The sequence below is a fragment of the Terriglobus albidus genome, assembly GCF_008000815.1.
In the GTDB taxonomy this organism is placed as follows: domain Bacteria; phylum Acidobacteriota; class Terriglobia; order Terriglobales; family Acidobacteriaceae; genus Terriglobus; species Terriglobus albidus_A.
In genome coordinates this window covers 3,747,542-3,759,775 of record NZ_CP042806.1, presented here as the reverse complement: position 1 = coordinate 3,759,775, position 12,234 = coordinate 3,747,542, and the positions used below count along the sequence as shown (strand labels likewise).

The window sequence follows — 12,234 nt, the reverse complement described above, 5'->3', positions numbered from 1 at the left end:
ATGAAGAAGCCCAGCCGTCAAGCTGGGCTTCTGGTTATGCGCTGCTGATGGACTACTGCGGAGTGAGCGGCTTGGGCGGTTCCGGGGCCTTCGGAGCCGTCAGTCCGGGGATTACCGGAGCCTGGTTCATGGTGCCGGTCGCAGCATCCGTAATCGAGATTCCGTAACGGTCCAGCGTATTCGCCAGCAACTGATAGAGAGAGGCACGGTCACGGGCATAGGCTGCCGTCGACGAGATCAGGCTGTTCTCTGCAGTAGCGAGGTTACGCTCCTGCTGGAGAACGTTAGCCGTGGTCGAAGCCCCGAGGCGGTACTTCTTCTCCTCGGAGTCCAGCGACTGTGCCTGGAAGTCACGGGCAGCCTGGGCAGCCACAACCGCCGCACGGTCATTGGTGAGTGCGAACTGCGCGTTGGTAACCAGCATACGAATCTGCGTGTAGAGCTGCTGCAGACGCATTTGCGACTGGCGAAGTTCCATCTGGGAACGCGCCTGGTCAGCCTGGGCGACCCGGTTGCGGATCGGAATGTTGACCGAGAGGCCAACAGCTTTATCTGGGTTTGTGGAGTTGAACAGATCCGAGAATGTACCGCCGTAGCCACGCTGCGCGAGGCCCTGGCATCCGGTCTGCGCACCACCGGCGCAGACCGGGTTCCACGCGCCGCCGATTGCAGCGGCTCCGTAGAACCCGAAGACATCCACCGTCGGCAGTAGACCGTTCTTCAGTGCCTTGATCGAGATCTCGTTATTTTTCATGGCCAGCATGGCCTGTTCGATCTGCGGATTGTTGACGTAGGCCTGCTTCACCAGGTCTTCAATCTGCACATCCTCTTCCGGAAGACGGTCGAGACTGACGCGATCGGTAGGAATCACAGGAGCCGCGGCAACCTGAGGATCATTGGTATTGCGGGCGATGGCTTGCTTGATCAGCAACTGCTGATACTCAAGGTTCGACTGCGATGTGATTAGAGCCTGCTTATCCGTCGAAACAGCAGAGTCAGAGTTCACAACATCGAGAGGAGCCAGGGTGCCGATCTCAAGCTGCTTGCGATTATCGGATGCGAGCTTTGTCGATTGATCAAGCGCACGGGTCTTTGCCTGCACATCCTCATACGCCGAAACCAGAGCCCAGTAGATGCTCTCAATCTGCGTTACGGTCGAGATGAGCTGCTGGCGAAACGCAGAGTCCACAATGCGACGGTTGTTCTTCGCCTGCACGATGAACCGCCCATTCACACCCGGTCCGAAGCCCTGCAACAGGTGCTGCTGCAGACGGAGCTGGAAGGTGGACTGGAGCTGTGGACTGAATACGCTACGGCTACTGTTGTTGCTGGTGCGTGAGTTGTTGAAGCTTATGGTCGCCTGAGTGCCCGTGATGAAGCCTTGCGAGTAGCCGAAGTTGTAGCTATCCGTCGCTTGGTTCAGCGAGAACGTTCCGGTGATGAAGTTGGTCGTCTGTGGAGTCCGTGCGCGCTCAAACTGCAGCGTGCCGGTCAGCACCGGGTCCAGCGCCTGCGGCGTTGGACCGGCGCCGTTGGTGGTAAGCACCAGGCCTGAGGCGCCTGCACCGGCAGCTCCAGCCGCGGTGCTGGTACCGCCAGGACCGCCGCCCCCTGTGATGGTTGTCGTTGTTCCGCCGAGCGTATTCGATACCAGACCGGAAGAGACGCCGCGCAACGTAGAGCCGGCGCGGGCGCGCAGAATATCCGTGTCCGCGATATCGAGATTCAGGCGGAAGATGGCGATGTCATAGTTATTCTCCAGCGCCAGCATGACGGCATCGGAGAGAGAAAGGTACATTTTGCCATCGCGCAGAAGCTGCTCGAGCCGCGGCGTGTTGCCGAGACGAGGCTCCCCGACGTTGATGGGGGTATAAGGATCCCAGGGCTTGAAAAGGTGGCTCTTGGGCTTGGAATAGTCCCGGGCGGTATCGCGCAGGTTAAAGGGCTCCGTAAGCTTCGGCTCCGGTACCGCCGGAAGAGTGGCGTTGGCCTGTGCCTGCGCGGGCGTTCCGCCTCCGGGGACGGTCTGCTGCTGCTGTGCGGCAGCGTACTGTGCTGCGGGTCCCATCAGGAGCAAAGCAATGCTCGCTGTGGCTTGCAGATGTCTCAAATTCACGTTGCGCTCTCCAGCTAATGCGATCGTTTAGGGTCGCCGGTCTGCCTTAGTTTTTCGGGTCGCAGTTCCGGGTTGGCGAGAGGGTGGTACTGCTATTCCCTTTTCTCGGTGTAAGTGTTGTACGGATACAAAGTGACAGATGTTTCAGAGTGGCTTCCGGTTACGAAATCATTGAAATCATTCCACGACTGGTTCAGGGGCTGATACGTAAACAGGTTCCTGTAGGTTCCGTGGAGTTCGTTGGAAGCGACGGACATGGCCTTTGGCGGATAGCGACGAGTATAGCAAGTGACACATGCGTCAGCATGTTACCGTGCAAAGATGGCCTTTTCCCGGAACACCTGGAAGCTGACCCTGAGTTACGACGGCGGCGACTTTCATGGCTGGCAGGTACAGCCGGGGTTGCGGACCGTTCAGGGGCTGCTCTCCGAAGCCATCCGGAAGGTCACAGGAGAAGAGGTTCTGCCGCAGGGTTCCGGTAGAACCGATGCCGGTGTGCACGCCCTGGGTCAGGTAGCGACCTTCGATCTGGAAGCGGGCATTCCCCAACAGAACCTGCTGCGGGCTTTGAACCGGGCTCTACCCACGAGTGTGCGAGTGACCCAGGCAGAGGTCATGCCGCAAGATTTCCACGCGCGACATTCGGCGTGCGGTAAGACCTATGAGTACCGCATCTTCGTCCGGCGCGATGCCGGGACACGCCATGAGCGCATCTGCTCTCCCCTCCTCGCCCGATATGTATGGGACTGCCGCTGGCCGCTGGATATTGGTCCGATGCAGCAGGCAGCCACAACCGTAATTGGTGAGATGGACTTCAGTTCGTTTGCCGCGAACGATCCGGATGTCTCCGTTCGCCAGGGCGCCACTCCGCCGACGATGGTGCGAACCATCTCCACTTCGGAGTGGAGGCGTGAAGGCGACCTCCTGATCTACCGGGTCAACGGAAATGGCTTTCTGCACCACATGGTCCGGAACCTGGTTGGCACCTTCGTTGAGATGGGGTGCGGGCGGATGTCAGCATCGCAGATGCCTGAGATTCTGGCAGCCCGCAACCGATCGATCTCGGGACCGACGGCCCCAGCGAGAGGCCTCTTCCTGGTTGAGGTGCAATATTGATGCGCGCAAACCAGAGGATTACAGAACTGGCAGGTCTGCGTGGCGTCCACGCCGCCTTTCAGTGGCTGCATCTTCAGGAACAGCGACTGCTTGCCTGGCAGATGGAGATGCTGCGAATTCCTGCTCCTCCTTATAAGGAAGAGCAGCGGGCCGCGTGGGTCCGGGACCGGTTTGCCGAACTTGGCCTGGAGCAGATTCAGATCGATGCCGAAGGAAATGTCCTGGGAGAGCTCCCGGGAAAGGTCCGGAATGGGCCGATCACCATGCTTTCGGCTCACCTGGATACCATCTTTCCCGATGAAATGCTGCCGGAGCCGCGGCTGGAGGAGGGGCGGGTCTATGCTCCGGGCGCTGCGGACAACGTCGCCGGACTCACAGGCCTTCTGGCGGTAGCCGCTGCCATGAAGGCAGCACAGCTTATACCGGGGCACACCATCCTGTTTGCAGCCAATGTCGGGGAGGAAGCGGAAGGAAATCTGCGCGGCATGCGTCACCTCTTCTTTCGTTCTGAGTATGCCGGACGCATCCGCTCCACCATCTGCCTGGAAGGAGCAGGGACTGAGAATGTGGTCGTCGGAGCCATCGGCAGCCGCAGACTTCAGGCCACCGTTACCGGTCCGGGCGGGCACTCCTGGACAGAGGCAGGGGCTCCCAACCCGATTGTCGTGCTGAGCAAGGCGATCGCTGCAATGGAGCGAATCGAACTTCCGCGCCAGCCGCGCACCACCTGGAATATCGGGCGTATTGAGGGCGGAATGTCCGTCACCTCCGTTCCTGAGCGTGCGAGCTGCCTCATTGATCTGCGCTCTGTCGATATCGACCAACTGATCTCTTTGGAGGTCCAGGTCCATCGGGCGCTTGAAGATGCTGTTCTGGAAGCAAATGACGACGCCGGCGACCGCAGACTGAGCCTTCAGGTGGCGACCATCGGCGACCGCCCTGCAGGAGCCCTTTCCAAAGAGGCCGCCCTGCTCGAGACCATCCACGCGGTCGACCGCCACCTGCGTCTGCGGACGGAGCTCCGCATCGGTTCGACCGACGCGAACGTCCCGTTGGCCCTGGGGCGGGAGGCGATTGCGGTAGGCGCCGGTGGAATCGCCGGGGGAATCCATACTCACGGTGAGTGGTTTGATCCCGCTGGGCGAGAGCTGGCGTTGCGCCGTGTTTTGTTGATTTTGCTGGATGCAGCCAGGTAACGTGGCCAGACCACTCGTTCGAATTGCACAAAACGCCTTTCGGGTTAATCAGCGTCTAAACCTGTGAATGGCGCGAGGCACCAAAAATGCCCATTTTCGGCGATATACTGGCGTATTGCGTGGTGGCTTTCGCGCGCGTGCTTTTTTGAGGGAAACAACACTACATGGAGAAAAAGATGTCACTGTGGGAACGGATTCAGGCCCGTCGTCTGACTTCGACCTTCGCGTTGCTTGCAACGCTGTCGGTCGGCATTGTGGCCGGCTCGGTTCTGACCGCAAAGGTTCATGGCAAAGAAGCTCAGGAGTCCTCCGACGCGACGCCTCTGCGTATTCCTGAGCCCCAGAGCGTGGGCAATGGCTTTGCGAAGATTGCCAAGATGGTTGGACCCGCGGTGGTCAATATCAACACCGAGAGCCTGCCGAAGCAGGCTGCCCAACGCCGTCGTCGTGGTACCGGTAATGGCAGTCAGGATCAGCAGGATATGCAGGACTTCTTTAACCGGTTCTTCGGCGGAAATCCTGGCGGTGGTGATGACGATGACGATGATGGCGCGGGCGGCGAGCGCAGAGCTCTGGGCTCCGGCTTTATCGTCGATTCGAAGGGCTACATCATCACCAATAATCACGTGGTGGAGAAAGCCGACAAGATCTTCGTCAAGCTATCGACCGATTCGGAGAGCGAGCCGGGACGTCCGGCCAAGGTGATTGGCACGGATAAGGACACCGATATCGCGGTCATCAAGATCGACGCTACGACTCCCCTTCCGACCATCAAGCTCGGAAACAGCGAAGGCGCACAGGTCGGCGACTGGGTGCTGGCGATCGGCAGCCCGTTCGGTCTGTCGCAGACGGTATCGGCCGGTATCATCTCCGCAAAGGGCCGTCAGATTAACGAACCCTCGCAGAGCGGTTTTGCGCAAAATCAGTTTCAGCGCTTCATTCAGACCGATGCGGCCATCAACCCGGGTAACTCCGGTGGTCCGCTGGTGGATATGACGGGCGCTGTCGTCGGCATCAATACCGCGATCTACACGCAGTCGATGGGTTCCCAGGGTGTCGGCTTCGCCATGCCGGCGAACACCGTGGTCAATGTCTACAACATGCTCATCGGACCGGAACATAAGGTGACCCGTGGATCGATCGGAATCAGCTTCCAGTCGAACATCCCCTCGGCGGTCGCCCGCATGTACGGTTCTGGCGTCATTGTCAGCACTGTCAGCAAGGGCGGACCGGCGGAGAAGGCCGGCCTGCAGCCGGGTGACGTGATCGAGTCGATCGACGGCCGGAAGATCAAGGACGGCGATGACCTGGTGAACGACATCGCAGCCCGCCGCCCGGGATCGACAGTCAAGCTGGGCTATCTGCGCGATGGGAAGGCCGCCTCGACAACGGTTTCTATTGGCGACCGCTCGAAGATCTTCGCCGATCTCAATGGCAATGGGCAGGACGACTCACAAGAGGCTCAATCTTCTGATGTCTCTGCCGATAAGCTGGGCCTGACCGTCAGTGCTCTGCCGAACAACTTGGCAACTAAGCTCGGCATCAAAGGTGGAGTTGTCGTTTCCGCCCTGAAGCCGGGATCGTTTGCAGACGAGATCGGACTGGGTCGTGGACAGATAATCGTTGAGATTAACCGCAAGCCGGTAACCGATATGGCCAGCTTCCAGGCAGCCATCAAGAGCCTGAAGTCGGGCGATGATGTGGCCTTCCTGGTTCGTACGCCGAACTCTCCGACTGGCGGCAACAATTACGTGGGCGGTACCCTGCCGTAGCCTGCAATCCACTCGCAGAACACAGCGGCGCAAAACGGGAAATCCGCCCTTTGCGCCGCTTCTTTTTCTGTTGCCGAGGGTTTACTTTGTCAGTAACCTTGAAAGCAAATCAAGGTCAGACAGAATTGGAAAATCGCCTGATACCAGGCGTTGCAGGTGTTGGAATGATGCGTATTTCCCAAGTCTTATTTATCGTTACGCTTGCAGTCGTTACCGTTGTCCCATCCCACGCGATGATGCGTTCACGGCGGGGTCCAACGGCTCCACATGTCCAGAAGAAATCAAGCAAGCCGGGAACGATACGGCATACCACGTTCAAGCCTGGCCAGCGTGGCATTGCTGACAACCGGGCCGCCGAAATCCAACAGGCCCTGATCAAGGCGGGTTACCTGAATGGCGACCCGAGCGGCCACTGGGATTCTTCAACGGAAGCCGCAATGCAGAAGCTGCAATCTGACAATGGCTGGCAGACCAAGCTGGTTCCGGACTCTCGCGCGTTGATCAAGCTGGGCCTCGGACCACATCAGGAGACCCCGGCTACAGCCTCTGATAACACAGTGTCGACGCTCGGATCGAGATAAGACCCGTTTCCGGAAGATTTACGATCGAGAGAGCCTTCGGTTCTCCCGATCTGCGTTTGGGCACGATAGTCTTGAAGAGTGAAGCGACGGATCGTTGTTCTCTTCCTGCTGGCAATGGCGGTAAGCGCTCATGCCATTGAGCTGAAGATCTCAGCCGATGCATTGGAGCGCACCCTAAAACAACAGTTATTCAATACACCCGATGGCCGCTACTATCTGCGCGGCGATGCTGCTTCAGCCTGCTACGTCTATGCTGAAAAACCCCACGTCAGCTTCAAAGATGACCGCATCATCGTCACCGTCCACACAAGGTCCCGCGTTGGCGCTGGGTTGCGCGGCGCTTGTATCGGTGTGGGATTGACGACGGATGCCGATGTATCCATGCTGCCGGAGGCCGAAGGTGAGACCATCGGCTTCCGCGATACTCACATCGACCAGCTCAGCACCTCAAAGGAGTTGGGCTTTCTTCTGGTTCCCTTTCTTAGCCGCAAGTTGCCGCAGAACATGAAGGTCAATGCCGCCGATCTGTTGCGCCAGGCGCTGACAAAATCAGGCACCTCAACCGGATATATGCTGGCGTTGGAGCGCTTGAAGATTCACTCCATGCTGATTGAGCAGGGAACGCTGGTTGTGGATGTCGATGGGGCTGTGACCGTCAAATAAATACCCTACAACGCACGGTCATTCATTACGAGAGCCACGGCGCTACGCAGACGCGCCAGACTTCCCTCGAATGCCGGACGAAGCCTGGGACCGCTGTGGAAAGCATTCCGCCGCATCTCTTCTTCGATAACCGGTGAGACCAGTTGCCAGACCGTGGTGATATCACCAACGATCACGATCTCGCTTGGCGCAAGGCCTGAGGCTATCATGCGCAGCCCCCTGCCGAGGCAGCGGGCCATTGTCTGGATGGCGGCAACGGCGTGCTCTTCTCCGATCTGCGCCAGATGCAACAGGGTATCGAAGGCAGCAAGACGGCTGCCGCCTCCCTGCTGCTCGTAATAGCGCAGTGCTGCACGGTTAGAAGCGGTGACTTCCCAGCAGCCATGGCTACCGCAGGCACATGCCGGTCCGCCCTCTTCCATCTGCACATGACCGAACTCGCCGGCCATACCAGCCTCACCGCGGAGAAGCCGACCGTTGGCGAAGATGCCTGTGCCGATTCCCTCTGCAACGTTCACAACGACAAGATCGTGCATCCCATCGCTTTCTCCAAACCAGACCTCGGAGAGAGCGCATGCGTTAGCGACATTGTCCATCTCAACGCGCAGCCCCGTGGCTCGCTCGATGCGCTGCTTAACAGCCAGCACCGGCCAATGGAGGTTCGGAGCAAAGATCAGCTTCTGCTGATCAAGGTCAGCACGGCCCGGGACACAGATGCCGATGCCGTCCAGGGCGCGTTCCGGATGTGTATCTACCATGCGTTTGACGGCCTTGATGATGGCGTTCATCGCCAGCTTGGAGTCATCGGGGAGTGGGACAATGCTCTGCGAAATCACCCGGCCGCCAAGATCGACGATACCGAGCGTTGTCTGTGCCGGATGAATATCGAGTGCCAGGACAGCGCGTTTGTCATTCACCTGAAGGAAGGTTGGACGTCGCCCACGAGGCAAGCGGCCGACTTCGCCTTCAATGATCCACCCACCCGAGATCAGTTCTTCTACGATCAGCGAGACCGTACTGCGCTGCAGACCGGAGAGACGCGAGAGTTCGGCTCTGGAGACGGGTTGGCGTGTGCGGACAAGATTGAAGACCAGCGACAGATTGATCTGTCGCGGTGTTTTGTTCGAAGCGCTCTGGTGACGTGTAAGGCGGAATCGTTGCAAGCTTGGGGTCGTCCGTACGTGACGTTCCCAGCATCTTAGCTGGAGCGCACCTCAATACGGAAGACTTTCGTCTTGGCTGCAATCGATTGTTGGGGAATGGTGGGCAGAGAGGGACTCGAACCCCCGACATCCTGCTTGTAAGGCAGGCGCTCTAACCAACTGAGCTATCCGCCCATTCCTCCATAAGTTTATCGCAAATTTGTGTGGATGACTGCCTCGTCTTTACATTCCTTCATCCATCATTGCGGTCTGGCCGCAGGCTGCGCTTTACTCCATACGTTATCGAGGAACAGATAGCGGTCACGATGCGAATCGGCCTTCGCTGCTGAGTTCTTATCCAGAACCATCACCTGCCACTGGCTCGGGCCGTATACGGGCCACTTTGGCAATCCTGCTCCATTGGGATCGCCGGTGCGCGCAAAGTTTGTCCAGTAGTCCTGCATCTGCTCTGAGAGCTTGCGATCTTCGGGGCGCACAACAACCTCCAGACGGGAGTCCAGTGTCCCGAAGACATACTCAATATCGTCAGAGTGAAACGCGCCTACCGCAGGCGTGTGGTAACGGTCACCCGGATTCGGTAGAGCAAACTTATAGCGATAGACCGGTTTCGTTCCGGTAGTCGTGTGCGCTTCCAGCCATTTCCAAGTCGAGTAGGCGATGAAGCGGTCGCCGGCGTAGTCGGAGGCAGACGCCACTGCGTCTTCAGGAGTTGCAGTGCTGTAGAGCTTCAGGAACTCCGCAGACTGTGTTGGGAACTCACGATTCGCCTGTGCAGCGAAACCTTCGGCGCTGAAGCGATTGTTTCCACCAACCACCCCTCCACGAGCCTCATCCGCATTCCATCCTGCGAGCAGTGGAATATGGGCTTGCTCTCCCGCGGCATAGATCTCCGCCGGAGGCTTCGGGAAGAAGTACCCATCGACGACCGGGCGGAAAGAAGGTCCGGGCCTCGTTGCCATGATGGGGCGAATGATGTCTTCTGTGGGAATACGCCGCAGTTCCGCAAGCTTCGCCGTGCCATAGGTCGTAAGTGCGAAGGCGGAGTCCGTCTTCTCCCGTTGCTCACGGCTCTCGATCGGGAAGGTGCCGGTGGTCATCACGCTTCCGCTCTCGCCGATTGCTTTCTGAATAAGATCTTTTGAGAGTGGTGAGGCCATCTGCGCGCTGACAGACATCGAGCCTGCCGATTCACCAAAGATGGTGATGTTCGAGGGGTCTCCACCAAACGCTGCGATATTCTGCTTCACCCACTGGATGGCTGATGCCTGGTCCAGAAGACCGTAGTTCCCTGAAGCATGATTCGGAGACTCCGCCGTCAGTTCCGGATGCACGAAGAAGCCGAAGATGCCGAGCCGGTAGTTCATGGAGACAACAACGACGTTGCGATGGGCAAGATACTGGCCGTCCTGCCGGCGTTCCGATGTACTGCCGCCCGAGAAGCCCCCACCATAGATCCACACCATGACCGGCAGCTTGCTGGTCTCAGAGGCAGCGGGAGTCCATACATTGAGGGTCAGGCAATCTTCCGACGCACCCGGATCGTGAAAAGCCATGTCTGCATAACTGGCGGATTGCACGCAGTGATATCCGAAGTCGTGCGCGGAGCGTACACCGGTCCATGGCTCAACAGGCGCAGGCGGCGCCCAACGCAGTTTCCCTACCGGAGGAGCCGCAAAAGGAATGCCTTTGTAGGACATGACCTTGCCGTCTGTTGTTGGTTCTCCTTCAACAACGCCACTGGCCGTTTTGACCTGCGGTCCGATTGCTGCGAAGGCTGATGCTCCAAGGATAAAGGTTGCGGTGAGCGAAAACAGAGAGCGTGCAAATCCCATGAGGAACCTCGGGAGCTACGGTAGCACACCGATACACACAAAGGCACCTGAGCCATGCGTGGCTCAAACCATTGAATGATCCCACGCTCAAAGACATCATCTTTGAACGTGGGATCATCGTCACTTCCCTTTCGGCGTATTGGCAAAGTGCCAGATTGTTGCGGCAACCGACTTCTCTGCACCGGCAAGGCCATAGACCTTTCCGGAGCCTTCGATGATGTAGTACTCGTTGGCGGCATGGGCGCGGCCTCCCATGCCAGCGCCACCAGCCGCGATCGGCATCTTCACATCGACAACGCGATCGCCGACCTCCTGATTGGAAAACAAGTAGGCAGGCCAGTAACCGCCAAGGATGGTCTCCTGCTCCAGGGGCTTCTGATAGTTGATGCCGAACTCATCGAAGGTCTGCATAATGGCTTTGGCAATATCGGAGTCGTAGCTCATCTTCGCCCAGGGCACATCACCGATCAGCTTGACCTCGACATCTTTGTAGCCGTTCTTGTCGAGTTGCGCGCGAAGCTTCTTCACGATATCGGTTCCCTTCATGTTCGGGATGTAGCGGAAGTTGTGCTTCGAGGTGATCTTGTTCGGCAAGATCGCGCCGGCGCCGCCAGCATACATATTGCCGCCCCAGATGCCATCGAGATTGAAGCTGGTGCCGTAGCGCGACATCTTCTGAATCGTGAAGGGATCGTCGGAGATAAACCTCGCCACGCCGAGGTTGTCAGCGGCGGACTTCACATTCATCTTTCCGGCGGAGCCCTTTAGCAAATCGGTCTCCTGGTTGGTGAGCGGTTGCATGTTCTCGAAGAACCCGTCGATCTTCGGCGTGTTGCCGTCGTCGGAGATCAAGGACCCGAGCATCTTGATGTGGCGCCACGCCGGAGAGTCGACGGAGCGCTTGTATGATCCGTGGATGTCAGACACAGTCGGTCCGCGGCCCCAGCTCTTTCCGCTGGTCGTCAGTTCCACATAGACGCACCCCTCTGAGCCCCCGGAGATGTTGGCTCCTCCACCCGCACTCTGGCCGGCGAAGCGCAGCATCGCGTCAGAGCCCTTGAAGAGATCCGGATGGTCTTTCATGAACTTACGCAGGCCAATATCCATGCGCTCTTCATCGCCTTCCGCGACGAAGATCAGGTTGACGGGGAGCTTGCCCAGTACCTTCTTCATCGACATGAAGGCTTCAAGCTGCGCCAGCTGCGGCCCTTTGGAGTTCACCGCGCCGCGGCCGATCAAGACCTTCTTGAACGATGGATCGATACCGGCAGTCTTTCCGTCGACCAGGCGGCCTTCAAACGGAGGAGCCACCCACAGGTCCGGCTGCGTCACCGGCATCGTGTCGTACATCCAGTAGATGACCAGCGTTTTGGGGGCGCCTTCATCGCATTTTGCGTAGACCACCGGATTACCCGGTGATCCGTATTCCGTGATGCCGACATCGTAGACGCGGGTGCTCTGGCATCCCAGTTTGTCGAACATACCTTTGACCATCTCGGCCGATTCAGGAATACCTTCGCCCGAGTTTGAGATCGAGGGTTGCTGAATCCAGTGCTGGAAGTCGAGCACGTGATCATCGATGTTGGCATCGATATAGTCGTAAACCTTCTTCAGTTCCGACGGCGTCTTGCTTAGATCGGGACGAACTGTCTCATCAGCCTGAGCCCGGATACCGAGCTTCGGCTTACTCGCAGAAGTTGGAGTACTGGAGTTCTTCTTGCTGCATCCCGTAAAGACAACAAGGGATGCCAAAAGACACAACGGCGTGCGCTTCAGAAACATATTCGATTGTCCT

9 protein-coding genes and 1 tRNA gene are annotated in these 12,234 nt (G+C 58.3%); 5 read left to right on the top strand and 5 right to left on the bottom strand.

The window, feature by feature from the left end; all coding sequences use genetic code 11:
* Window positions 1–52: 52 nt before the first annotated feature.
* Entirely contained in the window at window positions 53–2,116 is a 2,064-nt protein-coding gene (locus FTW19_RS14670) for a TolC family protein (protein WP_246153315.1), read from the bottom strand.
* 321 nt (window positions 2,117–2,437) lie between these two features.
* Here FTW19_RS14670 and truA point away from each other — a divergent pair, with 321 nt between their 5' ends.
* The 5 genes from truA to FTW19_RS14645 all read left to right on the top strand — a co-directional run bounded on the left by truA (window position 2,438) and on the right by FTW19_RS14645 (window position 7,444).
* Entirely contained in the window at window positions 2,438–3,232 is a 795-nt protein-coding gene (gene truA / locus FTW19_RS14665; protein ID WP_147648325.1) for a tRNA pseudouridine(38-40) synthase TruA, read from the top strand.
* Window positions 3,232–4,428 (top strand): M20/M25/M40 family metallo-hydrolase, encoded by a 1,197-nt coding sequence (locus FTW19_RS14660; RefSeq protein WP_147648324.1) that lies wholly within the window; start codon window positions 3,232–3,234, stop codon window positions 4,426–4,428. The genes truA and FTW19_RS14660 overlap by 1 nt, the downstream gene beginning before the upstream one ends.
* A 176-nt stretch (window positions 4,429–4,604) precedes the next feature.
* Complete coding sequence (locus tag FTW19_RS14655; RefSeq protein ID WP_246153314.1) at window positions 4,605–6,200, top strand: trypsin-like peptidase domain-containing protein; 1,596 nt, start codon at window positions 4,605–4,607, stop codon at window positions 6,198–6,200.
* A gap of 164 nt (window positions 6,201–6,364) precedes the next feature.
* Window positions 6,365–6,781 (top strand): peptidoglycan-binding domain-containing protein, encoded by a 417-nt coding sequence (locus tag FTW19_RS14650; RefSeq protein ID WP_246153313.1) that lies wholly within the window; start codon window positions 6,365–6,367, stop codon window positions 6,779–6,781.
* 78 nt (window positions 6,782–6,859) lie between these two features.
* Window positions 6,860–7,444, top strand: coding sequence for a hypothetical protein (locus tag FTW19_RS14645; protein ID WP_246153312.1), 585 nt, complete (start codon window positions 6,860–6,862; stop codon window positions 7,442–7,444).
* A gap of 5 nt (window positions 7,445–7,449) precedes the next feature.
* Here FTW19_RS14645 and FTW19_RS14640 read toward each other — a convergent pair whose 3' ends face one another.
* From FTW19_RS14640 to FTW19_RS14625, 4 genes are all read right to left on the bottom strand, one after another.
* Window positions 7,450–8,607: an ROK family protein gene (locus tag FTW19_RS14640; RefSeq protein WP_147648322.1), complete on the bottom strand. Its 1,158-nt coding sequence runs from the start codon at window positions 8,605–8,607 to the stop codon at window positions 7,450–7,452.
* Window positions 8,608–8,704: 97 nt separating this feature from the next.
* A tRNA-Val gene (locus tag FTW19_RS14635) sits at window positions 8,705–8,781 on the bottom strand.
* Between the two features lie 65 nt (window positions 8,782–8,846).
* Entirely contained in the window at window positions 8,847–10,439 is a 1,593-nt protein-coding gene (locus tag FTW19_RS14630; RefSeq protein ID WP_147648321.1) for a carboxylesterase/lipase family protein, read from the bottom strand.
* A 120-nt stretch (window positions 10,440–10,559) separates the two neighbouring features.
* Window positions 10,560–12,221 (bottom strand): M20/M25/M40 family metallo-hydrolase, encoded by a 1,662-nt coding sequence (locus tag FTW19_RS14625; RefSeq protein WP_147648320.1) that lies wholly within the window; start codon window positions 12,219–12,221, stop codon window positions 10,560–10,562.
* Between the last annotated feature and the right edge of the window lie 13 nt (window positions 12,222–12,234).

Excerpts from the sequence above, each read along its gene's own strand:
- FTW19_RS14625 (WP_147648320.1), bottom strand. The coding sequence starts at position 12,221 with ATGTTTCTGAAGCGCACGCCGTTGTGTCTTTTGGCATCCCTTGTTGTC.
- truA (WP_147648325.1), top strand. The coding sequence starts at position 2,438 with ATGGCCTTTTCCCGGAACACCTGGAAGCTGACCCTGAGTTACGACGGC.
- FTW19_RS14660 (WP_147648324.1), top strand. The coding sequence starts at position 3,232 with ATGCGCGCAAACCAGAGGATTACAGAACTGGCAGGTCTGCGTGGCGTC.
- FTW19_RS14655 (WP_246153314.1), top strand. The coding sequence starts at position 4,605 with ATGTCACTGTGGGAACGGATTCAGGCCCGTCGTCTGACTTCGACCTTC.
- FTW19_RS14650 (WP_246153313.1), top strand. The coding sequence starts at position 6,365 with ATGATGCGTATTTCCCAAGTCTTATTTATCGTTACGCTTGCAGTCGTT.
- FTW19_RS14630 (WP_147648321.1), bottom strand. The coding sequence starts at position 10,439 with ATGGGATTTGCACGCTCTCTGTTTTCGCTCACCGCAACCTTTATCCTT.